This is a genomic window from Ralstonia sp. RL, assembly GCF_001683835.1.
In the GTDB taxonomy this organism is placed as follows: Bacteria; Pseudomonadota; Gammaproteobacteria; order Burkholderiales; family Burkholderiaceae; genus Ralstonia; species Ralstonia mannitolilytica.
In genome coordinates, this window is sequence record NZ_LWRX01000039.1 from 1 (window position 1) to 25,766 (window position 25,766).

The 25,766-nt window shown below is 66.9% G+C and carries 21 protein-coding genes; 14 read left to right on the forward strand and 7 right to left on the reverse strand.

Annotated elements, in window-relative coordinates; genetic code table 11:
* Positions 1-266, forward strand: a 266-nt coding sequence (locus A6M56_RS03905; RefSeq protein ID WP_286757799.1) for a 2OG-Fe(II) oxygenase, incomplete at its 5' end; no start/stop codon positions are given.
* A complete protein-coding gene (locus A6M56_RS03910) occupies positions 259-954 on the forward strand; it encodes a Crp/Fnr family transcriptional regulator (RefSeq protein ID WP_257983855.1) in 696 nt (231 codons plus the stop codon). The genes A6M56_RS03905 and A6M56_RS03910, both read left to right, overlap by 8 nt.
* Before the next feature lie 10 nt (positions 955-964).
* On the opposite strand, the gene A6M56_RS03915 is transcribed toward A6M56_RS03910, so the two are convergent.
* From A6M56_RS03915 to A6M56_RS03930, 4 genes are all read right to left on the reverse strand, one after another.
* Positions 965-2,620, reverse strand: a complete 1,656-nt coding sequence (locus A6M56_RS03915; protein WP_102079224.1) for a twin-arginine translocation signal domain-containing protein — start codon at positions 2,618-2,620, stop codon at positions 965-967.
* A 177-nt stretch (positions 2,621-2,797) separates the two neighbouring features.
* Positions 2,798-4,222: a discoidin domain-containing protein gene (locus A6M56_RS03920; protein ID WP_045218879.1), complete on the reverse strand. Its 1,425-nt coding sequence runs from the start codon at positions 4,220-4,222 to the stop codon at positions 2,798-2,800.
* 460 nt (positions 4,223-4,682) lie between these two features.
* Complete coding sequence (locus A6M56_RS03925; RefSeq protein WP_062738061.1) at positions 4,683-6,464, reverse strand: EAL domain-containing protein; 1,782 nt, start codon at positions 6,462-6,464, stop codon at positions 4,683-4,685.
* 233 nt (positions 6,465-6,697) lie between these two features.
* The gene (locus A6M56_RS03930) at positions 6,698-8,344 is read right to left on the reverse strand and encodes an APC family permease (RefSeq protein ID WP_102079225.1); all 1,647 of its coding nucleotides are present in this window, start codon (positions 8,342-8,344) and stop codon (positions 6,698-6,700) included.
* Between the two features lie 362 nt (positions 8,345-8,706).
* Between A6M56_RS03930 and A6M56_RS03935 the strand changes: the two genes are divergently transcribed.
* Positions 8,707-10,062, forward strand: a complete 1,356-nt coding sequence (locus A6M56_RS03935; RefSeq protein ID WP_062738063.1) for an MATE family efflux transporter — start codon at positions 8,707-8,709, stop codon at positions 10,060-10,062.
* A gap of 17 nt (positions 10,063-10,079) precedes the next feature.
* Here the strand turns inward: A6M56_RS03935 and A6M56_RS03940 are convergent, their stop codons facing one another.
* The gene (locus tag A6M56_RS03940) at positions 10,080-10,676 is read right to left on the reverse strand and encodes a helix-turn-helix domain-containing protein (protein ID WP_045218871.1); all 597 of its coding nucleotides are present in this window, start codon (positions 10,674-10,676) and stop codon (positions 10,080-10,082) included.
* 87 nt (positions 10,677-10,763) lie between these two features.
* On the opposite strand from A6M56_RS03940, the gene kbl reads away from it, so the two are divergent.
* The 9 genes from kbl (at position 10,764) to A6M56_RS03985 (ending at position 22,436) form a co-directional block, all read left to right on the forward strand.
* Complete coding sequence (gene kbl / locus A6M56_RS03945; protein ID WP_045218869.1) at positions 10,764-11,981, forward strand: glycine C-acetyltransferase; 1,218 nt, start codon at positions 10,764-10,766, stop codon at positions 11,979-11,981.
* Positions 11,981-12,970 (forward strand): L-threonine 3-dehydrogenase, encoded by a 990-nt coding sequence (locus A6M56_RS03950; RefSeq protein ID WP_102079226.1) that lies wholly within the window; start codon positions 11,981-11,983, stop codon positions 12,968-12,970. The genes kbl and A6M56_RS03950 overlap by 1 nt, the downstream gene beginning before the upstream one ends.
* An 82-nt stretch (positions 12,971-13,052) precedes the next feature.
* The gene (locus tag A6M56_RS03955) at positions 13,053-13,346 is read left to right on the forward strand and encodes a hypothetical protein (protein WP_233902547.1); all 294 of its coding nucleotides are present in this window, start codon (positions 13,053-13,055) and stop codon (positions 13,344-13,346) included.
* A gap of 585 nt (positions 13,347-13,931) precedes the next feature.
* The gene (locus A6M56_RS03960) at positions 13,932-14,870 is read left to right on the forward strand and encodes a LuxR C-terminal-related transcriptional regulator (protein ID WP_045218862.1); all 939 of its coding nucleotides are present in this window, start codon (positions 13,932-13,934) and stop codon (positions 14,868-14,870) included.
* Positions 14,871-14,942: 72 nt separating this feature from the next.
* Complete coding sequence (gene pgaA, locus A6M56_RS03965) at positions 14,943-17,363, forward strand: poly-beta-1,6 N-acetyl-D-glucosamine export porin PgaA (protein ID WP_102079227.1); 2,421 nt, start codon at positions 14,943-14,945, stop codon at positions 17,361-17,363.
* A 5-nt stretch (positions 17,364-17,368) separates the two neighbouring features.
* The gene (gene pgaB / locus A6M56_RS03970) at positions 17,369-19,576 is read left to right on the forward strand and encodes a poly-beta-1,6-N-acetyl-D-glucosamine N-deacetylase PgaB (RefSeq protein WP_373271716.1); all 2,208 of its coding nucleotides are present in this window, start codon (positions 17,369-17,371) and stop codon (positions 19,574-19,576) included.
* A gap of 1 nt (position 19,577) precedes the next feature.
* Positions 19,578-20,858: a poly-beta-1,6-N-acetyl-D-glucosamine synthase gene (gene pgaC / locus A6M56_RS03975; RefSeq protein WP_045218856.1), complete on the forward strand. Its 1,281-nt coding sequence runs from the start codon at positions 19,578-19,580 to the stop codon at positions 20,856-20,858.
* A complete protein-coding gene (gene pgaD, locus A6M56_RS03980) occupies positions 20,855-21,826 on the forward strand; it encodes a poly-beta-1,6-N-acetyl-D-glucosamine biosynthesis protein PgaD (protein ID WP_102079229.1) in 972 nt (323 codons plus the stop codon). Before pgaC ends, pgaD begins: the two co-directional genes overlap by 4 nt.
* Before the next feature lie 379 nt (positions 21,827-22,205).
* Positions 22,206-22,436 (forward strand): hypothetical protein, encoded by a 231-nt coding sequence (locus A6M56_RS03985; RefSeq protein WP_045220324.1) that lies wholly within the window; start codon positions 22,206-22,208, stop codon positions 22,434-22,436.
* Between the two features lie 272 nt (positions 22,437-22,708).
* On the opposite strand, the gene A6M56_RS03990 is transcribed toward A6M56_RS03985, so the two are convergent.
* A complete protein-coding gene (locus tag A6M56_RS03990; protein WP_145997142.1) occupies positions 22,709-23,104 on the reverse strand; it encodes a hypothetical protein in 396 nt (131 codons plus the stop codon).
* A gap of 54 nt (positions 23,105-23,158) precedes the next feature.
* Complete coding sequence (locus A6M56_RS03995; protein WP_102079230.1) at positions 23,159-23,794, reverse strand: UdgX family uracil-DNA binding protein; 636 nt, start codon at positions 23,792-23,794, stop codon at positions 23,159-23,161.
* Positions 23,795-23,917: 123 nt separating this feature from the next.
* Here A6M56_RS03995 and A6M56_RS04000 point away from each other — a divergent pair, with 123 nt between their 5' ends.
* Together A6M56_RS04000 and A6M56_RS04005 are read left to right on the forward strand one after the other, a co-directional pair.
* The gene (locus A6M56_RS04000; protein ID WP_045218845.1) at positions 23,918-24,493 is read left to right on the forward strand and encodes a hypothetical protein; all 576 of its coding nucleotides are present in this window, start codon (positions 23,918-23,920) and stop codon (positions 24,491-24,493) included.
* 15 nt (positions 24,494-24,508) lie between these two features.
* Positions 24,509-25,759 carry a phosphatidylserine decarboxylase family protein gene (locus A6M56_RS04005; RefSeq protein ID WP_062738071.1) on the forward strand — a complete coding sequence of 417 codons (1,251 nt, stop codon included), beginning with the start codon at positions 24,509-24,511 and terminating at the stop codon, positions 25,757-25,759.
* The last annotated feature ends 7 nt before the right edge of the window (positions 25,760-25,766 follow it).

Consider the following 25,766-nt stretch of genomic DNA (forward strand, 5'->3'; position numbering starts at 1 on the left):
TCGACAGCTACCTGATCCGCTATCCGGACGGGGCGGAGATTCCCCCACATACCGACCCGGTCGCCGATGGCCGCCACTACCGGCTCAACATCGTGCTGAAGTCGCCGCGTTCGGGCGGGGAATTCGTCTGCGCCAGCCCGATCTTCCAGACGCGGCGCATCAAGCTGTTCCGCCCCGATGCATGTGAGCACAGTGTCACGCGGGTGGAGGGCGGCAGCCGCTATGTGCTGTCGGTGGGCTGGGTGCTGGGGCGGCGCCGTGGATAAGGCGGTCTTCTACAGCAACGCCTGGTTCAGCAGCCTGCCGGGCCATGCGGCCGATGCGCTGCTGGAGGCGGCCGTTCCGGTGCCGGTGGCGGCGGGCGGGTTGCTGTTCCGTCAGGGCGATCCGGTCGGCGCGGGTTCACACGCGTTCTTTGGTGTGGCCGGCGGCGTGCTGAAACTGTCGGTCTTCAATGCCGACGGCGATGAGGCCATCCTCGCGCTGGTCGAGCCGGGCAACTGGTTTGGCGGCGTATCGACGCTCGATCAGCAACCGCGCGGCCATTGCGCGATTGCGCTGGAAGACGCCGAAGTGCTGGCCGTCAGCGGGGAGCGCTTCGACGCGTTGATGCGCGATGCCGCCTTTGCCGGCGCGATGGCGCGGCTGGTGGCCACGCGCCTGCGGCTCGCCTATGGTTCGCTCGCCGGTGCGGCGCTGCAGGGCACGCGGGCGCGCGTGGCGAGGCGCATTGCGATGCTCGCCCATGGCGACGTCTCGCAGTCGGCAGAAGGGCGTACGACCATCTCCACTTCGCAGGACGCGCTGGCCATGATGCTCGGCATCAGCCGCCAGACGCTGAGCAAGGAGCTGCAGGCGCTCGTCAAGCTGGGCGCGATCCGCTTGCGCTACGGCCATATCGAAATCGACGACATGGCCTTGTTGGTGAGCGCCACCGCAACGCGCGCCGACTGACGCCGCGCCCTCAGGCCAAGCGCGGCACCTCGTACACCAGCGCGGGCTGCAGCGTGTCGATGGCCTCCACTGGCTCGGGCGGACGCCACATGAACAGCGAGAACGTCATCTTCTCGGGCGCCACGTCGATGATGGTGAAGCCGTTCTTCTCGGTCGGGCGCAGGGCTTCCTGCATGGCGACCGACAACGCCGGCGTCGTCTCGATGCTGCGGAAGGCCGACGGAAATGCCAGGTCGCCCGTGCCCAGCGTGCCCGTCATGACCGTGTGGACGGGTTGCACGAGTGCGAGCTCGCCCGAGCGCGACATCGACCCGGCGGCCGATGCGTGGAAGTCTCCCTGCACGATCACGGCGGCGCGGCGCTTCTGCTGCGCCAGCGCAGCGACCAGGCGCTGATGCTGCGCATGCCAGCCGCTCTGCCAGCCCGGCTTGGGCACGTTGCCGACCAGCCGCCCGGTCTTCTTGTCGAGCAGATCCGGATACCAGTCGCCGAGCTTGCCCGATGAATACGCAAACGGCAGCGACGGCACATGGAAGAAATGCGCGGTGTCTTCTGCGCGCGTGCGTGCCACGACCCAGTCTTCCACCCATTGCGGCACCACGCGCGCGTGCATGCCCTTGTTGTCGAGAAAGCGGCGGCAGTCGTACAGCACGGCTTCGAGCAGGGCGCCATAGCGCAGCGTGCCGAAGGCGCTGTTCGTGTCGGCGGGCATGCCGGCCTTGTCGCCGCCGGGCAGCCACACGGGGCGGTTGGCATCGGGCAGGAACTCGGGGTAATAGCGGTGCTGCGTCAGCTCCGCGCCGACCAGGCCGTACGGTTCGGGCGGCAGCGTGGCGACCTTGTCATCGAACTCGTCGTTCTCGAAGGTGTCGTGGTCGTCCGTCAGGAAGTACGCGGGTGTGGAGCGCAGCGTGGTGCCGTACAGACCGGCGATCTGGTAGTCGCACACGCGGGTGAAGATGGCTTCGTTCTTCGGATGCGACATCGGCACCGACATGTCGAGCGCGCCGCCGAACTTTTCCCACATGAGCTCGCGCACCTGGCGCGCGAACGGCTTGTTCTGCGAGGTCTGGAGATCCCAGTAGATGTGGTCGCCGTTGGCGATCACGGTGTCGGGCGCGAACGACATGCCGCGCGCCAGCAGCCGGCGGCGTGCGTTCATGTCGAGCCACGCCGTCTTGCCGGCCAGGGGTGGGCCGTCGTAGCCGCCGGCACACGTGTAGGCCAGGATGCGCAGGCGTGCCGGCGTGGCGCCGGGCGCGGGGAAGGTCTTGAGCGACCAGGCATCGGCCAGCGGTTTGCCGCCGGCATCGACGATGCGCAGCGTGTACGGCGTATCCGCTTGCAGGCTGCGCGCGTCGAAGCGCCAGAAGCGGCCGGCGGTATCGGTCTGCTCGCCGGCGATGCGCTTGCCGTTGACGAGCAGCCACGGCGCACGCGGCAGCGGCGCCTGGAACGATGCCTTGATGAGGAACCGGTTGTGGCTGGCCGCCGGAATCAGGTGCACGAGCTGGCCGGCATGCCAGTTGGCATCGGCAGCGTGCGCGGCTTCCGGCAGGCTCAGGCCCAGGGCGCCCAGGCCCGCGGCGGCGGTGCCCAGCGTCAGGAAGTCGCGCCGGCTGATGCCGTGCGGCGGTGTCGTGTGCGGCGGGGTACGGGAGGGCATCGTCGATCCTCTGGCGGGGTGCGGAGCCGCCATCGTGCCCAGCCCGAGCCAGCCTGAATGTTCAGGTTTTGACAATCTACGGGTTAGCCCTCAACCGCCCGCCCATGACAAACGCCCCGATGGCCGAAGCCACCGGGGCGTTGTCAGGTCAGCGATGCCCGATCTGCGGCTTGCCGATCAGTAGCCCCACACCTGCATCTCGTTCACCGAGTAGCCCCATTGCGTGGCCCGCTGCGTGCCGTACATGCGCACATAGCGGCCGCTGCCCTTCAGGTTGGCCAGCGACGTGTGACCCCAGGACGCCCCGTTCGAGGTCGAGTAGAGGTTGGTCCAGTTCACGCCGTCGTTGGAGGTCTGGATGGAATACACCTTGGCGCCCGCGTCCCAGTACAGGTCGACGCCGGTGATGGTGCGCGTCGTGCCGAGGTCAACCATCAGCCATTGCGTCCCGGCGGCACTGCCTTCGATCGAATCCCAACGTGTGTTGGTCGTGTTGCCGTCAAACGCATAGGCCGGACCCAGGCTCGCGCTGTAGCTCGACGATGCGCTGGCCGGCTTGCCTTGCGAGAGCAGCGTGACGGCCGGTGCCGCCGCCGCGGCACCCCCGCCGGCGTAGTAGTTCGAGCCGAGCTTCGCCTTGCTGGTATCCGAGTTCACGCCAAACTGCGACAGGCTCCAGCGCTGGCCGGTGGTCACGTCGCCGAGGTAGAGCTGGTAGCCGCCCGCGCTCGTCGACGAGAAGAACACGTAGTTCGTGCCGTTGACGGGGGCCGGGTCGGAGTTGTTGCTGTTGCAGTCGTTGAGCGAGAGCTGGTTCGGCGTGTCGCCCGGGTTGACCTTGGTGTAGATCTGGTCGGCCTGACTGGCAGCGTCGTGCCAGCGTGCGTAGAACACGGTGCCGTCGGCCCGCACGATCGGGTAGTACGTGGCGAGGCCCGCCGGCGTGTCGAAGGCCACCTTCGCGGTGCTGCCCACGGTCTGCTTGTACAGGCCCATGCCCGAGCCGGTGCCCGTGGTGTAGAAGATCGCCGTGCCGTCCGGCGTGGCAAACGGCATCGAGTTTTCCTGCGAAGGCGCCGTGCGGGTCAGGTTCACCACCGAGGTGAACACCGGGCCAGAGCTCGTGTACGACAGCGCGGCCTGCATCACGTCGCCGTTCTGCTTGAAGTACAGCGACTTGCCGTCCGCGCTGAACTTCGGGTCTTCATTGCGCGTCTGGCCGCTGCTGTTGGTCAGGTTGATCGGCATGTTGCTCGTGCCGATCTGCCAGAAGAACAGGTTCCACGCGTTGTTCTTGATGCCCATGAAGGCGAGCCACTTGCCATCCGGGCTGAACACGGCGTTCATCGGATCCTGGATGCCCCAGGTCGCCTTGGAGACTTGCGTGAGCGTGCGCGCAGCGAAGTCGTAGATGAAGATCTGGCTGGTGCCATCGCCGTAGCTCACATAGCTGTGATACGCGAGCTTGCCGGTCAGGCTGGCGGGGAATGTGGCGTTGGATTGCGTGGGCGGATTGGCAACGCAGGACGCTTGGCTGGGCGCCGAAAAAAGCGCAAACGTTGCGCCGGCGATCAAGCCCAGGGAGAACAGACGGGTACGCATGAAACAGGACTTCCTTGCAAGTGGGGCAGTGGCATGGGGGCCACGGCGTTGATCACTCGCCACTTCTCCGGCGTTGGGCAAGGCTCCGCCAATCTCGGGGTGTCCCAAGTTGAAAAAGCGCCACAAGCCGGGGGAGGTGACGAGGCGTGAAGACGCGCCCAAAAAACCCTGTTGCTTCGTACCGTCGTGCTTCTTGTCGGGGTCTCGACTACATCGAAAAGGCGAATCGCGGGCGAGACTGTAAGGGTTTCGCTGACACTCCGAAACCCCAATAAGAAAGCCGTTCTTGGCCTAATTCGCCGGGGTGGGAGCAGGTCGCCACATGGCCGTGTAAATGTGACATGCAGAAAATGCAAAACGTTGAGCGCGCTGCACGTGCATGGACGTTTTTGTCATTTTTACCGCGGCTATTTGCCGCGGCTTCTCGGTGCAAACTTTGCTGACGCTCGCCGGCGCTCTCCTACGCCATGGTGAAGGCCTGTGCAGGGTACATCGCTTCGAGATGGAACCCGCTCTCGCTCTGCTTTGCACGCCGCTTGGCGAGCGCCGCCGCGGTGCCGATGTCGTCGCTGTTGCGCGCCGCGCCGGGATGGACATGCAGGGCCCCCACGGCCATCGTCACAAAGCGGAAGAAGGCGGGAAGGCCCTTGCGGTCTTCTGCGTGAATGCCGCCGGCCGCGCGGTCGGCCTGCGTATACATGGCCAGGGCGTTGGCGTTGAATGCCGCCATCGCCTGCGCGATGCGCGCGCGCCAGTCGGCGCTCTGGAAGAGGATCAGGAAATCGTCGCCGCCCACGTGGCCCAGGAAATCGCGCGTGGGCTCGCACGCGGCGGCCAGCACGGCGGCGGCCATCTTGAGCATCTCGTCGCCCTGCCAGTAGCCGTACTGGTCGTTGAAGGGCTTGAAGTGATTGAGGTCGACGTAGCAGGCGTAGAACTCCGCGCGCGCTTCCAGCAGACGTTCAATGTGCAGGTTCAGCGGGATGTTGCCCGGCAGGAACGTGAGCGGATTAGCGTAGCGCGCGGCCTCGATGCGGATTTCCGTGACGGTGCGCACGAGTTCTTCGCCGGTGCCCAGGCCCAGGTAGCGGCCGTTCTCGGTGATGATGAAGCCGTCGGTCAGGTAGCGCTGGTCTTCGCTCATCAGCAGCGCCGACATGTCTTCGAGCGAGGCCGATTTTTCCACCAGCACCGGCTGCCGGTTGGCAAACGCCAGCGCCGGCTTCTTGCCGTACAGCTCGCGGTGATACGGCATCGCATAGCGGTCGATGAAGGCGCGGCGCGCGATGAGCGCGAGCGGGCGTTCGTCTTCATCGAGGAGCGCCACGGCGTGCAGGTCGGGGTGGCGGTTGAACAGCTGGAGCACGTCGTCATTGCTGCTGCGCAGGGGCAGGGTGGGCGCCACACGCAGCAGCTTGCTGGCCGTGATGGCACGCCACCCCACGCGCACGGCCTGCGGAAACACCGCAATCTGCGAAGACTGCAGCACGCGTGCCGCGTGATTCGACATGTCGCTCGCCGGTGTGTCGTGCGGGCGCGCCAGGAAGAAGCCCTGCCCGAACCGGATGCCCAGGTCGCGCACCACGCCCAGCTCGTCTTCGGTCTCCAGCCCTTCGGCGATGATGCTGGTGGCACCGCCCTTGAGCGTCTGCTGCAAGGAGCGTGCGATGTCGAGCTTGGCGGGATGCTTGGCGATGTCGCGCAGGAAATACTTGTCGAGCTTGATGAAGTCGGGCGTGAGCTCGATGAGCAGGTTGAGGTTGGCATTGCCGGTGCCGAAATCGTCGAGCGCGCATTGCAGGCCGAAGTCCCGCGCCACCGACAGCGCCTGCGCGAAGCTCGGCAGGTCGTCGATGGGCGTCTGCTCGGTCAGCTCGATGACGATGCGCGAGGGGTGGAGGTCGTGGTCGGCAATCGCGTGCAGCAGCCGGGCATGATCTTGCAGCAGCTGCCGCACGCCCTGGGCGCTGAAGTTCAGGAACAGCTTGCCCGGCAGCCGCATGGCCGAGAAGCGGGCGATGGCCAGGCGTGCGGCGGCGGTCTCCAGCGCGATCGCGCCGGCCGTGTCGCGGGCCGCCGCGAACAGCGCCGCGGGTGTCTCCATGGCCGAGCCGACCGGCCCGCGCAGCAGCGCTTCATAACCGAGCACTTCCGCGGTGGCAAGGCGAAAGATCGGCTGGAACACCGTGCGCAGCATCTCGGGAGCGATGCCCGCAGGCAGGGGGAGCGGCGAGGACGTCATGGGTCAGGGCAGCGAGCGCAGGATCGGACATTCTGCTAAACGGTCCCCTGAACATAGAGTTGAATGAACTTTTTGTGACGCCAGCAGCGGCGCGGGCTGGCGGTCCGGATGCCCCACCACGGAGGGGCGTGGCCCAATGACACGTTCTCCGAACGCAAGCGCTTGCGCGCAAAGAAAAACGCCCGCCGGCGAGCCGGTCGGGCGTTGTCTTCGGTGCAGCGGTGAGCCGCCGCTCAGATGCTCTGCGGCACGCCGCGCGGCGCACGTTGGCCGCCGTGCAGCCGGGCCTCTTCGTGCACGCTGTCGACTTCTTCCAGATAGCGCGTGTGCCAGCCGCTGGCCACGCCCCAGTGGTAGAAGACCAGCGAGATGGCCGCCACGATGCCCATGTCCCAGCCGTACGGGATGTAGCCATGGCCGCCGAACTGCGTGCTGCCGCAGTACGACAGCGCGGCGATGGTCGGCAGGTAGGCGATCATCCACCAGGCGCCCTTGAGCTCGGTCTTGAAGTCGGGCCAGCCGGCCTTGGCCTGGTAGTAGAAGTACACGGGCAGGGCCACCAGCATCAGCACGATGATCTCGCCTGTCAGCGGCCACTTGGCCCAGTACAGGATCAGCGACGCACACACGAAGGCGAACGGCGCGATGAGCGACAGGCCCGGCAGGCGCAGCGGACGATGCAGCTGCGGCGAGCTGCGGCGCAGCGACATCACGCTGATCGGCCCCGTCAGGTACGAGATGACCGTCGCCACCGAAATGACAGCCGCCAGCGCACCCCAGCCGCGGAAGAAGAACAGGAAGATGAACGACACCGCGAGGTTCAACCACATGGCCGGGCGCGACACGCCAAACACCGGATGCACGCGGCCGAAGATGGCAGGCATGGTGTTGTTGCGCTCCATGGCGTAGATCATGCGCGTGGTGGTGGCCATGTACGTGCTGCCCGTGCCCGAGGGGCTGACGAACGCGTCGATGTACAGCACCAGCGCAAGCCAGTTCAGGTTCAGCGCGATCGCCAGCTGGGCGAACGGCGAGTGGAAGTCGATGCCGTGCCAGCCGCCGGCCAGCGATTCCGGCGGCACTGCGCCCAGGAAGGCGACCTGCAGCGCCACGTAGATCACCGCCGCCAGCAGGATCGAGCCGATCACCGCGATGGGCACGTTGCGGCCCGGGTTGCGCGCCTCGCCCGCGAGGTTGATCGGGCTCTGGAAGCCGTTGAACGCGAACACGATGCCGCTGGTGGCAATGGCCGTCAGCACGGCAGACCAGCCGTACGGTGCGAAGCCCTGCGCCGTGCCGCTCGCGGCATCGCCCATGCCGAAGTTGCCCGGATGGAAGCCCGCCGCCACCAGCGCCACGGCCGTCGCCGCCGGGATGATGAACTTGAAGATCGTGATGGCGTTGTTGGCCTTGGCAAACACCTTCACGCCCCAGTAGTTCAGAAGGAAGTACACGACGACCAGCACTGCCGAGAGTGCCAGCCCGACCGGCGTCAGCTCACCGTTCTGGAACAGGCCTTGCGCCCACGGCCATGGCCACGAGCTCATGTACTGGATGGAGGCCTCGGCCTCGATGGGGATCACGGTGACGATGGCGATCCAGTTGGCCCAGGCCGCCACGAAGCCGACCAGCGAGCCATGCGAGTAGCGTGCGTAGCGCACCATGCCACCCGACTCGGGGAACATAGCCCCCAGTTCGGCGTACGTCAGGGCGATGGCGAGGATGACGACGGCGCCGATGACCCACGTGAAGATGGCCGCGGGGCCGGCCACCTGCGCGGCATGGCCGGCACCGAAGAGCCAGCCCGAACCGATGATCGAGCCCAGACCGGTCAGCATCAGGGCCCAGGCGCCAAGGTTGCGTTGTACGTTTTTTTCCAAGAGGAGTCTCCACCCCGGCGAGTCGGAGGCTCGACAGGGCATCGCGGTTTGGTGAGGAGTCCGCTTCGTTCTAACGAGGCGATGCGGTTTGGGCATCGCCCACCGTCCCGTGTGGTGGGTGTCACCAGCCTGGGACATGCGGGTGCCGGCTGACGCGAAGCATCAACCGCACCAGTCCGGTCGCGATGAAGGGCGGGGCACGATGCCTGCCCTCCGGGGGGATTCGCGTATAGTCACCGGCGACGTTGTGCGGGGTGCCGCACGTGCCGCTCGATTGCCGGAGCTCGCAATGGGGCGCAATGATAGCGAAATCAAGGGCGGTTGCACCGCTTTTTCACTGTTTCCGCCAGTTTTTTGCCCGCATGGAGTCCTCTTCCGTCACTTCGGTTGCACCTGCATCACCCGCGCAGTGGCACCGGCGCGTGCTGATGCTGGCCTTTCCCATCGTCCTCGCCAACCTGACCCAGCCCATCCTGTCGGCCGTGGATACGGCCGTGGCGGGGCACCTGCCGGGGCCCGAATACATCGGCGGCGTGGCGCTGGGTGGCGTGTTCTTCAACTTCGTATTCTGGGGCTTCGGCTTCCTGCGCATGGGGACGACGGGTCTCGTATCGCAGGCGCACGGCGCCGGCGATACGCGTGCGCTGCGAGCGAGCGTGGTCCGCGCACTGTTGCTGGCGTGGGCCATCGGCGCGGCGCTGCTCGTGCTGCAGGTGCCAGCCATCCGCATCACCCTGGCGCTGCTGGGGGCAAGCGAATCCGTCACGCGCATGGCCGACGTCTATTGCCACGCGCGGATCTGGTCGGCGCCGTTCGCGCTCGCCAACTACGTGGTTCTCGGCACGCTGCTCGGGCGGCAGCAGGTGCGGCGCGCGCTCCTGCTGCAGGTGTTCATCAACGCGGTCAACATGGCTGCGGTGCTGGGTCTGGTGCTTGGGGCCGGCATGGGCGTCGGCGGCATTGGCGCGGCGACGGCGCTGGCCGACATGGCCGGCTTTGCGCTCGGCATGCTGTTGCTGTGGCTGCAGCGGCCGACGGGCTTGCCGCCGCTCACGCGCGCCGAATTGATGGCGCCCGACGCGTGGCGCCGCCTGATGGGCCTGAACACCGACATCTTCCTGCGCACGCTCTGCCTGCTGGCTGCCTTCGGCTGGTTTGCCCACGCGGGCGCCCGGCAGGGCGACGTGGTGCTGGCCGCCAACGCGCTGCTGCTCAACTTCCTGACCTTCATGGCCTATGGCCTGGACGGCTTCGCGCATGCGGCGGAAGCCCTGGTGGGCGCCGCGCTGGGCGCGCGGGATCGGGCTGCGCTGCGCATGGCGATCCGCGTGTCGACGTTCTGGTCCGTGCTCGGGGCGGGCCTCTTCGCGGCCGTGTATGCGCTTGCCGGCGCCGCCATCATCGGCGTGCTGACCGACCAGCCGCCCGTGCGCGAAGCCGCGCGCCATTACCTCGTGTGGGCGGCGCTGCTGCCGGTTGCGTCGGTGTGGGGCTTCCAGTTTGACGGCGTATTCATCGGTGCGACGCGCACGCGCGAACTGCTCGTGACGATGGCCGTGGCGGCGGTGGCGTTCTGGGGGTTGTCGGTCACGCTGCAGCCGTTGTGGGGCAACCACGGGCTGTGGGTCGCCATGCTGGCCTTCATGGCGTTGCGCGGGCTGATGCTCGGGATGCTGCTGCCGCGGGTGTGGCGGGTGCCGCCGCTGCAGGCGGCGTAGCCGGCTCATCTGCGGCGCTACTGCGCATACTCCACCACCAGCAGCGCCGTCGCCACCGTCTTGCCGGCGTTGGAAATCGCGTGCTGCACATCCACCGGATAACGCGCCGATTCCCCATGCCGCACCTTCTTCTCGCTCGGGCCTGACTGCACCGTCAACGTGCCGCTCAGCACGGACAGATGCTCCTTCGCGCCCGCCTCATGCGGTTCGGAGGCCAGCACGCCACCCGGCTGGATCGCGAGTTCATACCATTCAAAGCGCGCGGCCAGCTCCACCGGGCCAAGAATCTTCAATTCGCACTTGCCATCCGGGCTTTTGATGACTGGGATGGAGTGAGCAGGGATGACCGTCACCGCAGGGGCCGCATCCGCCGCGCCGTCTGGCGAGAGGAAATCCGCCAGCCCCACGCCCAGCGCCGTGGCCAGGCGCCACAGCACGGCAACCGTGGGGTTGGCGAGGTTGCGCTCCACTTGCGAGAGCATGGATTTGGAAACGCCGGCGCGGCGCGACAGCTCGTCGAGCGACATCTTGCGCGCCTGGCGCAGCGCTTGCAGCTTGGCGCCCACGGCGGGGGGGCCGTCGGCGAGTACATCGGTGGCAGGGGCTTGTGCCATCGGTGGGTATCTTGTAAATTGAACAAATTATTCGATATATCGAACTTGTTCGATTTATCGATCAGCGCAGTCTACAGGAGGAGCCCCATGGGGACAACGACAGCCAACGCTTGTGCCGACGCCTTCTACACGCACATCCGCCGCGAGCTCGAAGCGATCGAGGAAGCGGGTCTCTACAAGACCGAGCGCATCATCACGTCGCCGCAGGGCAGCGTGATCCGCACGGACGACGGCAAGGAGGTCATCAACCTCTGCGCCAACAACTACCTGGGCCTGTCGTCGCACCCCGAGGTGCTGAAGGCCGCGCATGAGGCGCTGCAGACGCACGGCTTTGGCCTGAGCTCGGTGCGCTTCATCTGCGGCACGCAGGATCTGCACAAGACGCTGGAAGCCCGGCTGGCGAAGTTTCTCGGCACCGAAGACACCATCCTCTACGGCTCGGCGTTCGACGCCAACGGCGGGCTGTTCGAGACGCTGCTCGGCGCGGAGGACGCCGTCATCAGCGATGAACTGAACCATGCGTCCATCATCGACGGCATCCGCCTGTGCAAGGCGCAGCGCTATCGGTACAAGCACAACGATCTGGAGGACCTGCGCGCCCAGTTGCAGGCCGCCGACGCAGCGGGCGCGCGCTTCAAGCTCGTCTTTACCGACGGCGTGTTCTCGATGGACGGCACGATTGCGCGGCTGGATGAAATCCGCACCATCTGCGATGAATTCGGCGCGCTGCTGGGCATCGATGAATGCCATGCCACGGGCTTTCTCGGCAAGCGCGGGCGCGGCTCGCACGAGCACCGCGGCGTGTTCGGCAAGATCGACATCATCACCGGCACGCTGGGCAAGGGCCTGGGCGGGGCGTCGGGCGGTTTCACCAGCGCGCGCAAGGAAGTCGTGGCGCTGCTGCGCCAGCGTTCGCGTCCGTATCTGTTTTCGAATACCGTGGCGCCGTCCATTGTCGGGGCAACGATCAAGGTGCTCGACCTGCTGGAGGCCGATACCGCCCTGCGCGACAAGCTCGAAGCCAGCGCGCTGTATTTCCGCCGCAAGATCGTCGAACTCGGTTTCGACATCAAGCCGGGCGACCACCCCATCGTGCCGATCATGGTGTACGACGCACAAAAGGCGCAGGCCCTGTCGAAGCGCCTGCTGGAACTCGGTGTGTACGTGATCGGTTTCTTCTATCCCGTGGTGCCCAAGGGGCAGGCGCGCATCCGTGTGCAGATCAGCGCGGTGCACGAGCGCGAGCAGCTCGATGCGGCGCTCAAGGCCTTCGAGACAGCCGGCAAGGAACTGGGGATCATCTGATGAGCAGCGGGACTGGAACGAGCGGCACCGCGGGCGCGGCGCCACGCATCCTCATCATCGGCGCGAACGGGCAGCTGGGCACCGAACTGGCGGCCGCGCTGGCCGAGCGCTACGGCAACAACAACGTCGTGACGAGCGACATGGTGCCGCGCGGCCGGCACGCGCAGATCCGCCACGAGACGCTCGACGTGACCGATCGCGGCCAGCTGCGCGAGATCATCGAGCGCCACGGCATCACGCAGATCTATCACCTCGCGGCGGCGCTGTCGGCGGCCGGCGAGCAGTCGCCCACCTGGGCCTGGCAGCTCAACATGAACGGGTTGCTGAACGTGCTCGAGGCCGCGCGCAACCATCAACTCGAGCGGATCTTCTGGCCCAGCTCGATTGCGGCGTTCGGCCCGACCACCCCGCCGGACAACACCCCGCAGAGCACGACCATGGAGCCCAGGACGGTCTACGGCATCTCCAAGCTGGCGGGGGAGGGCTGGTGCCGCTGGTATTTCGAGCACCATGGCGTCGACGTGCGCAGCCTGCGCTATCCGGGGTTGATTTCGTACAAGACCGCACCCGGCGGCGGCACGACCGACTACGCCATCGACATCTTCCATTCCGCCGTGAAGGGCGAGCGCTACACGTGCTTTCTCGACCGCGACGAGGCGCTGCCCATGATGTACATGCCCGACGCGATCCGGGCCACCATCGAGCTGATGGAAGCGCCGGCCGAGCGCATCACCGAGCGCGGCAGCTACAACCTCGCGGGGGTGAGCTTTACGCCGGCGCAGCTGGCGGCGGAAATCCGCAAGCACCGTCCGGCATTCGAAGTGGACTACGCGCCGGACTTCCGCCAGGCGATTGCGGCAAGCTGGCCGAACTCGATCGACGACAGCGTGGCCCGCCGCGACTGGGGCTGGAAGCCGGAATACGGCCTGGCTGAAATCACCACCGACATGCTGCAGAACCTGGCCCCCCTGGCCACGCAACCGGCCTAGGCGATTTCTGTCGGGGGAAATGAACGGCTCGGATGCGGCTGTTCTCGGTTTCGCTTCGGCCGGTTGTGTTCAACAATGCAGCATGGCCATCACTTCTTCCTCCCGCCGCATGTCCTGCCCGACGCCCGACGAACGTGCCAAGAACTCCGAGCCGGCGCCGCGCCATCGCGACGATCCACCGCCCGCGCAGCGGACATGGTGGGTGCCGGTGGTGCGCACCTCGGTCGCGGCGTGTGTGGTGGCGGCCATTCCGCATACGTCGATCCCGCTGCCGTTCCCGGATGGCACGTGGATGCTGCACACCGCCGCGGCGCTGATCTTCATGGTGGGAGCCATCGACAGCCTGTTTCTATTCGTCATGCGCCGCAAGCCGTAACAGCGGCGTCATCCGGCTGTCAACCGGACAGCGCAGGTCCATGCAATGTGGCGTCTGACGGGCGCCTCGGTAAGTTTTAAAACAGGTTGTAAAAACGTTCAGACGACGTCCGCCGGTACGAGCACGCCGACGTCGCACACCGGGCAGACGTAACAGATTCGTTACAGAAACCGGGCGTATTTTCTGCATTGCAGCAATCACTGCATCAGCCCGGCAATCCTTTGCCACTGCGGGTCTCGGCCGCTTTCCCGCCCCCGGCTTTTGTGCCGGAAATGTAAGCAGATGTTGCGCTGCACGCGCCTGGCCCAATGCTTGCTCCATGACGTGCGGTCACTCTGCAAGTGCAGGGCGTATGCATCACACGCGGCACGTGCAGAACACGCTCTTCCTATAAGCGAATCCGGAATCGGATGTGTCCCCACGGCATTCGCACTTCGCTTTTCCACCGGCGGCTTTGGCCCGGCGCGTGGCAGGGCGCTTTCTCGGACGGTCCCGGGGTTTCGACGGTCATCTGCGCGCGCGCTTGCCGCGGCGGGCGCTTGCGCATGTGTGACCGGAATCGCTTCACAAGAAAACGAGGAAACCATGAAAGCAGTCCTGCTGGAGAATCATCCGTTGTTGCGAGCCGGACTTGCGCAGCTGCTCGCGCATCCCGCCCTGGGCCTGGAAGTCGTTGCTCCCGCACTGCCCGCACGCGCGCTTGGCGAGCTGCAGCCCGTCGATGTGCAGGCCGATCTGCTCGTGATCGGCCTGGAAGAGGCCGAAGCGCCGATCGATGCGACGCTGCTGCGCGAAACCATCGCCCGCAGCGAGGCGCGCCACGTGGTGCTGCTTGCAGCAAGTCTGTCGCCCGAAGAGGCGCACGTTGCCATGACATGCGGGGCAGACGCGTACGCCTCCAAGACGCAATCGCCGGAAGTCCTCCTGGCAACCCTGCAACTCGTGCTGGCCGGCGGCCAGTCGTACCCGCCGCTGATGCCGCGCGCACCGCACGCTGCGGCGCCGCTGGCGCTCGATGCGGCGCAAGCAGCGGAGCGGCTCAATGTGTCGCTGCGGCAGTACGAAGTGCTGGTGCTGCTCTCGCGCGGACATTCGGTCAAGGGTGTCGGGCGCCTGCTCGGCATTTCCGAAGCCACCGTCAAGACGCACGCCTGCACGCTGTACCGCCGCCTGAATGTGCGCAACAAGAGCGAAGCCGTGTACGCAGCCATGCGCCTCGGGATTCCGCTGGAACTGCAGGGCGGCACCTCGCATGAAGCCGCCGCAGGCACGGCGACGCCGCACGTGGCGAGCCGTGTGCCAGAAGACTCTGCCCCGTTTGTCCAGACGGGCGCACCTGCCATTCCCCTTGGCACGCCGGCACGGGATGCCGTGATGGTGTCTTCGTCTGCGCCCGCCGGGGCGCCAGACCTTGGCGCCGAATCGCGCTGGGCTGCCATGACGCGTGCCTTTGGCGGCGTGGCACCCGCCAAGCCGATGCGCGCGCCCCTGCGTGCCGCCAACGGTACGGCCCGCCTGGGCTGACCGGCCGCAGCCGCTTTCCATGCAATGCGGAGAGCGTGCCCATGCACGCGCCGCTTACTGGACACCAGAACAATGACAAACCACGAGCCCACTCTTTGGAGCCTGCCGGCCGAGCGCACGAGCGCGGCCGCGTCATGGCATCCCCGCCGCTGCGCCATTGCCGCCGCCACCGTTGTGGTGGTCGGCACCGCGCCCCTGTTTGCGCACGCAGCGATCGACGACAGCGCCAACGCGGCCACACGCCGCCTGATCGACGCACAACTGAGCGATGCCGCATCGAGCGGCCCCGCCGCGCTGGCCTCCACCACGGTGATGGCCGGTGACGCAGCCTTGCCCGAGCCGCCGGCCGCGGCCTTGCTGGTGGCGCAGCAGCCCGTGCCGCCGGCCGACGCCCCGGCCACGGCAGCGCCCGCCCCCGCGCAGATGCCTGCCGCCGAGGCAGCACCCGCGCCGTCGCCCACGGTGATCCTGCCGCCGGGCGTGACGTCTCCGGACGCCGCTGCCGCCGCGCCGGCGGGACGGAGTGCCCAGGGCCCCGGCGCGCTCGAACCGCTGCCCGTATCGCCCGAAGCGGCCAATGCCGCGGCAACCCACGCCGCCGGCAACCCGCCGGACAACGCACCGGCCGGCGCCATGCCGACCGACCGGCAAGCCTTTCACGACGAAGTCATGCGCGAGACCCGCGAGGGTGCCGCCACGCTGGCGCAGGAGCACCTGCGCCAGCATCCGGACTGGTTCACGGAGGCCGAGTCCTGGCATGTCGACCATGCCGCCGCCGCGCAGCGCATCCGCTGGGGGCGCCAGCAGCTGAAGGTCATCAACGGGCCGGAGCGTTTCGTCATCATCGATCAGGCCGTGGCCGAGATCGAGGCGCTGATCAAGAAGGTGCCCGACACACCCGAGAACGCCGAATTCCGCCAGGCGATCGTCGCCGACGAGGTGGTGGCGCTGGCCTCGCGCGGGCGCATGAAGGATGCCGTCAAGCGTTATGAGGCGATGTCACAGACGGGCAAGATCCCGGCCTACACGCGTGTGGCCGCCGGCGATGCCTATGCGTACCTGGATACGCCCGACAAGGCTGCCGCCGCATACGCCCAGGCGCTCAAGGATGCCGGCCCCGGCGAGATCGAGACGGGCGACGTGCAGGAAGGCCTGTTCTACGCCTACCTCGACACCGGCCGCTTTGAAGACGCCCGCGCGCTGCTCGACAAGATGAAGGCCGACAACCCGGAGTACGTGCGCCTCGCGCCCGAAGCCGGCACGCCCAACCCCGACTACTCGCGCGTCAAGCGGCTGGAAGCACAGTACCTCGTCCTCACGGGCCGCACGCACGAGGGGATTTCCGAGATGGACAAATGGCGGCACGAAGCGCCGTTTGCGGCCTCGCTGGTCAGCGCGCGCGCCGACGGCGCCATGGTGCAGGCCGAGCCGTACCGCTCGCGCGAGATGTACCGGACCGCGCTCGCCGAACACCCGGACGACCTGAGCGTGGTGGCCGGCTACGGCCGTGCATCGCTGGCGGTGGACGACTTGAAGACCGCCAAGGATGTCGCCAGCGGGCTGGACGAACGCTTTCCCGAGAATGGCTCGGTGCGCGCGCTGCGCAAGGACTTGGACGTCTACCAGAGCCCGCAGCTGATCATCCAGTCGACCGCGGACAAGGGCAACTCGGTGTTCGCCAACAACGAGTTTGGCGTGGACACGAAGGCGTACAGCAGCCCGTTTGCCGATCACTACCGGCTGTTCTTCCACAACTTCTCGGGCCGTGCGAATTTTGACGGCACGTCGCAGAGCCGCGTGCGCAATGGCGCGGGCGTGCAGTGGTTCAACACGGGCGTGGAAGTGAACGGCGAGGTGCACCAGTCGGTCGGTTCGGCCGGCAAGACGGGCGGCACGCTCGATGCCACGTGGATCCCGAGCGACCACTGGAAGGTCTCGGGGATGATTACCAACGACGACCTGGAAGTGCCCTACAAGGCGTACCAGGTCGGCGTGACGGGCAAGACGATCAGCGGCAACGTGCGCTACACATGGGACGAGACGCGCTACGCATCGCTCACGTATGGCGTGTCGCGCTACACCGACGACAACCTGCGCCAGCGCTGGGGCGCGAATTTCTACCAGCAGGTGTTCGTCTCGCCGCGCCACACGCTCGGCGTGCTGTTTGGCGCAGACACCAGCAGCAACACGATGACGGGCCTGAACTACTTCAGCCCCTCGCGCGACTACAGCGGGCAGGCCACCGCCATCTGGTCGTGGACGCCCTGGCGCTACGCCGACAAGTCGTTCACGCAGCGCGTGTACCTGACGGGCGGCGTCTACAACCAGCAGTCGTTCGGCACCAGCCCGATGTATGAAGCGCGGCTGGAGCACGTCTGGCAGATCAATCGCAAGACGCAGGTCTCTTACGGCATCGGCTATGGCCGCCATCGCTACGACGGCCAGCCCGAGAACCGCAAGTTCCTGTATCTGAACCTCAACATTCCGCTGTGATGCCCATGCAAGCTTTCCGACAACCGTCGCTGCGACGACTCTTCGCCTGGATGGCACTGACCGTGGCGCTCGCCCTCATGGCTGCGCGCCCGGCCGCCGCCATCCAGGTGGATTTCCTGCCCAAGCCCGACCCGGACGACGGCAAGACCTTCCGCGTGCTGTGCTTTCACGACATCCGCGACAACCTGCGGGCCAGCTTCGAGACGTTGCCCGACGGGTTCGCCGTCGACACCAAGATGCTGACCAACATGTTCAGCTGGATCCAGGCCAACGGCTATCACCCCGTGACGCTGGCCCAGATCGACGCTGCGCGCAACGGCGGCAAGCCGCTGCCAAAGCGGCCCATCCTGCTGACCTTCGACGATGGCTATGAAAGCCACTACACGAAGGTCTTCCCCCTGCTCAAGCAGTTCCGCTTTCCGGCCGTGTTCGGCCTGGTGACGGAGTGGACCAACGCCCCGCCGGGCGCGAAGATCAAGCTGTCGGACAAGCAGATCGTGTCGCGCGACTTCTTCATGAACTGGAACCAGGTGCGTGAGATGCAGGCCTCGGGCCTGGCCGAATTCGCCACGCACACGCACGACATGCACCACGGCACGCTGGGCAACCCGCAGGGCAACGAAATGCCCGCCGCCAGCACGCACGCCTACCTGCCGAAGCTGGGCCGGTATGAAACCGACGAGGAATACCGCAAGCGCGTGCGCTCCGACCTGCAGCGCAGTGTCGACCTCATCGAGAAGAACATCGGCGCCAAGGTGCAGACCGTGGTGTGGCCGTACGGCGCGCACAACCTGATCCTGGACCAGGAAGCCGCCAACGTCGGCCTGAAGTACATGCTCACGCTGGAGCCGGGCCCGAATACGCCGGACGTGCCGCTCACGGCCATCCGCCGCAGCCTGATGGGCTACGACACCAACACGGGCGACCTCGAGCGTTCGCTGCGCGAGCCCGTCACGCACCACGGCGAGATCAACCCCGTGCAGCGTGTCGTGCAGGTCGACATGGATTACATCTACGACCCGGACCCGAAGCAGCAGGAAGCCAACCTCGGCAAGCTGATCGACCGCATCAAGGACCTCGCCCCGCGCGTGGTCTACCTGCAGGCCTTTGCCGACCCGAAGGGCAACGGCGCGGTGGATGCCGTGTACTTTCCGAACCGCCACATGCCGATGCGCGCAGACCTGTTCTCGCGCGTGTCGTGGCAGCTGAAGACGCGTGCGAAGGTGGAGGTGTATGCGTGGCTGCCGTTGCTGTCGTTCAAGCTGCCGGAGAAGGAACCCGCGGCCACGCACTTCGTGCAGTCGGTGCCGGGCGCACCGCAGCGGCCGGGCACGGTCAAGCCGCCGCGCCTGTCGCCGTTCGATCCGGAAGCGCGCAAGGTGATCCGCGACATCTATGAAGACCTGGCCAAGAACTCGATCATCGACGGCGTGCTGTTCCACGACGATGGCGTGCTCGACGACTACGAAGATGCCAGCCCCGCCGCGCTGAAGGCCTACGAGGCCATGGGCCTGCCCGGCGACATCAACCAGATCCGCCAGTCGCCCGAGCTGATGCAGAAGTGGACGCGCGCCAAGACCAAGGCACTGATCGATTTCTCGCACGAGCTGATCACCGTGGCGCAGGGCTACCAGAACGGCCGCGACATGCTGACCGCGCGCAACATCTTCGCCAGCCCCGTGCTGGACCCGAAGGCCGAGGAGTGGACCGCGCAGAACTTTGACGACTTCCTGCACGCCTACGACTACGTGGCGCTCGAAGCCATGCCGTACATGGAAGAAGCGAAGGACCCGAAGGACTGGATGAAGAAGCTGACCGCCGCCGTGGCCAAGCACAAGGACGGCCTGAAGAAGACCATCTTCGAGCTGCAGGCCGTGGACTGGCGCAACCAGGACAAGCCGATCCCGACGACCGTGCTGCGCGATCAGATGCGCCAGCTGCGTGCCGCCGGTGCGCTCAACTACGGCTACTACCCCGACGACTTCATCGCCGGCCGGCCAGACACCGAGGTGCTGCGCGAGGTGATGTCGCTCAAGACCTACATCGAAACGCGCAAGGCGCAGCCGAGCGCCGAGAAGCTCAACGGCGCGGTGCCGGTGCTGCAGCCCGGCCAGTCCCCTGAGGGCGCGCAGGACCGCAAGCCGGCGGTCACGGAGGCGGCCAACCCGCCGGCAGGCCCCAGCACCAGCACCAGCAACAAGGCGGGAGGCTGACATGTTCGACCCCCTTCTGGTCAAGCGCTGGATCTCCGGCTTCGTCTTCTACTACCCGTTCTTCATGTCGTATTTCTGGATGATCGGCGGGTTGCTGCACTACTTCCTGCTCGAGCGCGGGACGAGCCACGTGCGGCACCCCCTGGCGCTGCTGGGGGTAAAGAGCTACCCCAAGGTGTCGATCATCGTGCCGTGCTACAACGAAGAGGCCAATGTGCGCGAGGTGATCAGCCACCTGGCGCGCATGCGGTATCCGAACTACGACATCATCGCCGTGAACGACGGCAGCTCCGACCGCACCGGCGAGCGGCTGAACGAACTGGCGGCGCAGTACCCGCAGCTGGTCGTGATCCACCAGTCGTCCAACCAGGGCAAGGCCATTGGGCTGACCACCGCCGCGCAGGTGACCGATGCCGAGTACCTGATGTGCATCGACGGCGATTCGATCCTCGACGTGGACGCCATCGCCTGGATGATCCGCCACCTGATCGACAACCCGACCGTGGGCGCCGTCACCGGCAACCCGCGCATCCGCACGCGCTCCACGCTGCTGGGTCGCATGCAGGTGGGCGAGTTCTCGTCGATCGTGGGGCTCATCAAGCGGACGCAGCAGGTGTACGGCCGGCTGCTGACGGTGTCGGGCGTGGTGGTGATGTTCCGCAAGCACGCCATCGAGGAGGTGGGCTACTGGAGCAATGACATGCTCACCGAAGACATCGACATCAGCTGGAAGCTGCAGGTGGGCGGCTGGATCATCCGCTACGAGCCGCGCGCGCTGTCGTGGATCCTGATGCCCGAGACTTTCCGCGGCCTGTACAAGCAGCGTTTGCGCTGGGCCAAGGGCGGCATCCAGGCGCTCATCAAGTACGCCCCCGCCATGCTGAGCCTGCGGCAGTCGATGATGTGGCCGATCTTCTTCGAGTACGCGCTGTCGGTCGTGTGGGCCTACAACATGTTGTTTGTCATCACATGGTCGGTGCTGGGCCTGGTTGTCGACATGCCGCCGGAGTGGCGCATGGAGGCCTTCCCGCGCTGGCACGGCACGTTGCTGTTCATCACGTGCGTGCTGCAGCTGCTGATCGGCTGCTTCATCGACCGCCGCTACGACGACGGCATCCTGCGCTACTTCATCGATACCGTCTGGTACCCGGTCGCGTTCTGGATCCTGAACCTCATCACCACCGTGGTCGGCTTTCCGGCCGTCGCCTTTCAGCGCCAGCGTGCCCGCGCGCGCTGGACAAGCCCTGACCGGGGCATACAACAACAGGGGAATTCGCCATGACCATGCTCGTCATTGATGTCTCGCGCAACTCGATCCGGCAGTCGTTTTCCGACAAGGGGATCGTCGGCACGCTGCACCACGTGCTGTGGTTCCGCATCTTCCGGCCGATCCTGGTGATCTCGATCTGGGGGCTGCTGGGGCTGTACGTCGGGTACTCCATCAGCAGCGTGGGCCCGAGCGGCCTGCCGTTCGAGCAGTTGCGCATGTACGGCAACATCATTGCCGGCATGGGCGGGGTGCTCGTGGTGTGGATGATCCTGTCGCGGCTCGACCGCACCATCCGCCGCAAGATCGCGCGCACCAAGCCGCCGGCGCTCACCCTGAGCGCAGCGGCCTCGCGCGCTGCCATGCAGGCACGCAAGCCGGCCTGGCAACGTCCGCACAACACGCGCCTGCTCGTGGTCGACCACGACGACGACGGCGACATCACGCACGTGCGGACGTGGCAGGAGTGGACCGGCCGCCCGGCGCCGGCAGGCACCGCCACACCGCCGCAGCCGTTCGTGCGCAGCCCGGAATACGACCCCGAGGAGCCCGTGCTCGCCTCCAAGGCGATCGTCGTGCCCGAGAGCGGCGACCGTGCCGAGCCGTCTTTGGCCCGCACCGACGCTCCGCAGCCGCGCGACGTGGCCCCGTCCGCAGACACCGTCACGGCCGATGCGGCGGGCTTCCATCGGTTCGGCTATCGCGGCCGGCTCGGCCGCAGCGACTGGGTGGAGCCCGAGGCCCCTGCGTCGCATGGCCTGCGCCCCGGCATGGCACGCCACTACGGCAGCGTGACGGCCGTCGTGCACGGGCACGCGGCGGCACTGGCGGCAGATCGCGTGACCGAGCACCACCGTGCACTGCATGCCTTCGGGGTGCACGCGCAGCTCGAAGACCCCTATGCGCGCCTGCCCCGCGCCGAGCGCATCGACACCCTGCATGGGTTCGGCCGCCGAGGCAACGTCGTCGCCGACGACGTCTGACCGCGGGCAACGCCATCTCCGTGCGCTCCGGTGAGTGACCACCGGAGCGCTTTTCTTTTGGCAAACGTTCTAACGCAAACGGGGGAGGGCGAGATTTTCCTGCGACGCACACGTCGCGCAATCGTTGTTGCACATGCGCGCGGCTGCACGGCAAACGTATGTTGCCGCCGTGGCTCGCGCGCAGGTCAAAGATCGCGCCGGAAAGCGCCGAATTGGCGCCTTGAATGGCATGGCGGCTGTGCCTATGCTGGCTTCTCCTGCAAGCCGCCCATGCCCTCTCTCGATGTATCCGGCAGCCCTTGCAGTGCTCATGGTGTCAGTGAACCAAGCCCACCGTCGCGGCGGCGTGCCGTGGCCCACAAACAAGCTGGAGTCAACTGTGCTGAGTCCCCATGAATTTGCCGTGCTGCTTCTCGTCAACGACGGCGTCGCCTCGGACGACCTTGACCGCGCCGATATGGAAGCGCTGATCGAGCAAGAGCTCGTCACGTTGGAGCGCCGCGGCCCGGACCGCTGTTATGCCCGTGTGACTCTGCAGGGCTATGCGTTTCTGAAGGCTTCGGGCCATGGACGCCCGGCGCCGCGCCGCGTGGCGGCTGCGCCGCATTGAGCCGGCCCTGTCATCCGCCCCCGATGCCCTGAATGACCTTGCCGGTGCCCTCGCACGTGGGGCACGGCACGTCGCCGCGCCGGCCGGTGCCATTGCAATCCGGGCAGACGGCTTCGCCGGTGCCGGGAGTGCCGGGCCTGGCTTGATCGCCGGGGGCGGGCTTCGCTGCGGGCGTGGAGTGTTCGTTCGCCATATGTGCTCCTGGATCCGTTGAGGCGGCGCGCGTACTGGCAGACGTACGCACGCTGTGGCAAGCGCCTGTGCGCTTCGCTTCAGGGCTGCGTGGCCGGAATGTTCGGCGGGCTCGCGGGCGGACGTTCACGCCCCTGCGGGCTGCCGCCCGTCGATTGGTCCTTCACCACGTTGCCGTGCTTGTCCTGATGCGAGCTTGAACCCGTGCGCGGCACGTACTCGCCGGAGGGCTTGGTCCCGATGCGGCTGCGGTTGCGGCTGGCGTCGCGGCCCACGGGGTTGTCGGTGCGGCTGGTGCTGCCGCTGGCCGTGGTGCTGTCCGATGTCACCGATGTCCCCTTGCCGCTGCCCGACTGCGCCCCTGTGGCCTGTGCAAAGGCGTTGGTGCTGACGACCGCCGCCGCCATCGCCGCGGCAACGCAGAGTGACCGCACGATGACGCCTCGCGCGCGATGTTGTCGTGATGGCCTGGTCATGATCGCTCCTGATGGTGTGTCCGCCATGGCGACGCAACTCGCGCGCCCGCGCCGCTACTTGCCCGAGGCCAGCGTGCGTGCGTGCTTGAGCGCGGCGACGATGTCGGCATAAGCGCGCTCCCGGGTGGCCGTATCGGGCGCCCGCAGTGCATAGGACGGATGCCACGTCGCGAGCACCATGCGGCCCGCGTGACGCGAGACCTTGCCGAAGTGCTCCTGCAGCCGCGCATGCGCATCGTCGAGCAGCGCCTTCAGGGCCGTTGCGCCCAGCGCCACGACCACGGCGGGCTGCTCCTGTTCGAGTTCACGCTCGAGCCAGTACATGCACGCTTGCACCTCGCGCTGCCCCGGTGTCTTGTGCAGGCGGCGCTTGCCGCGCAACTCCCATTTGAAATGCTTGACCGCGTTGGTGATGAACACGTCGTCGCGCGGGATGCCGGCGTCGGCCAGCGCCCGGTCGAGCAGCTTGCCGGCGGGCCCGACAAACGGCTTTCCGGCCAGGTCTTCGCCGTCGCCGGGCTGCTCGCCGACAAGCATGATGCGTGCACGCCGCTTGCCTTCGCCAGGGACGGCCTGCGTGGCACGCCGCCACAGGTCGCAGCGCCGGCATGCATCGAGCGATTCGGGTTGCTGGGTCGGGTCCGTCTCGTCCGGCGGGCCGGCAGGGGAAGGGGGCTTCGGTGTCTTCATCGGCAACGCCTTGCAGGATGCGCAGCGCCCAGCAAGCGGGATGCCGCGGCGCAGGCGTGGAACGGACGTTGCGTCGTCGCACAGGTCGATCACAGGCTGGGCCGGCGTGCCGATGGAGACGCGATGCAGCAGCTCTTCGAGTTGTACCTGATGTATTTCCTGATCCCGCTGTGGGTGGTCGCGGGCGTGGCCGACTGGTGCTGCCATCGCGCCACGCACATCGAGAAGACGGCCGGCGCCAAGGAGTCGGTGCTGCATCTGCTCATGCTCGCCGAGATGGGCGTGCCGGTGCTGGCTGCGCTGTTCCTGCACGTCAACGCGCTCGTGCTGGTGATCATGGCCGTGGCCTACGTGGTGCACGAAGCCACGGCGCTCTGGGATGTCAGCTATGCCGTTTCGCGCCGCAACGTCACGCCGTTCGAGCAGCACGTGCACAGCTTCCTCGAGATGATCCCGCTCATGGCGCTGTCGGTGCTGGCGCTGCTGCATTGGGACGAGGTGCTGGGGCTGTTTGGCGTGGGGTCGGCCACGCCCGACTTCAGTCTGCGCCTGAAGGATCCGCCGCTGCCCTGGGCTTACGTGGGCGGTGTGCTGGCCGTGTTCGTGCTGCTGGAACTCGTGCCGTACGCCGAAGAACTGGTGCGATGCCTGCGCCAGCGCCGGCCTGCGACCGCAGCGGCCGAACGGCACCGGGTTTGAAAAAAGGAGCTCAACTTGAATGCAACATCGAATGGCCCGCAGGACCGCCGCCGCCGGCTGGGCGACTGGCTGCCCGAGGGCGAAGACAAACTTGCCGCGTTTCGCTGCGAACTCGTGGAGCAGGCGTTATCCCGCCGGACCACGACGCCGGCCGTCTCCGCCGTACGCGCGCTGGCAAGCCTGATCGACCGCGAACCGGCGCTGCGCATGCACATGGCCCGCGCGATCGACGAGGCTCGGGACCGCGGCTACGTGCTCGGCTATCGGGACACCCGCGAACTGCTCCTTGCCATCGATCACGTCGTGACCACGGCGCCGCGGTTCAATGAATCGAGCATGGTGGTGTGTCCGATCAACGCGCTGCTCGACTGGCCGATATGCATGCCTTCCGGTTACGCGCTGTTCCGCGACCGGCGCATGAACGACGCGCTCAAGGCCGTACTCAACGGCTGGAGCGCCTTCCTCAGCGGGCCGCATTCGCGCGCCTACCTGAACACGCATGCGCCCGACGGCTGGTTCTGCCCCGAAGCGACGCGGCGTGTCGGCATGGACCAGTTTCTGTGCGACCCGACGCAGCCGTACTGGGGCTTTGCCTCGTGGAACGATTTCTTCACGCGGCGCTTCCGTGCCGGCATGCGTCCGGTGGCGGGCGAGGACGACCCCAAACTCGTCGTCAGCGCGTGCGAGGCCGCGCCGTACAACATCACGCGCAATGCGCGCTACGAAGATACGTTCTGGATCAAGGCGCAGCCGTATTCGCTGCGCGACATCTTCGGGCCGGGCAAGGCGAACCTGGCGGAGACCTTTGCCGGCGGGAGCGTCTATCAGGCATTCCTGAGCGCGTACAACTACCACCGCTGGCACGCGCCCGTCGGCGGCACGATCGTCGATACGTATCACGTGGAAGGCACGTACTACTCGTGCGTGGAATCGGAGGGCGCCGATCCGGAGGGACTGAACGATTCGCAGGGTTACAGCGCCGCGGTGGCCGCGCGCGCCGTCATCACGATCGCCTGCGATGACCCGGGCATGGGCACCGTGGCGTGCGTGTTCATCGGCATGGGCGAGGTGTCGTCCTGCATGATCGACGTCACGCCCGGCCAGCGCGTGCGCAAGGGCGAGGAGCTCGGCTTCTTCCAGTACGGCGGGTCGACGTACTGCCTCTTCTTCGAGCCCGACGTCATCGAGTCGTTTCTGGTGGAGCCGCCGCCCGCGGGCAGCGGCGAGCCGGTCAAGGTGAACGCTGCACTCGCGCGGGCACGCTAGCAGCAGC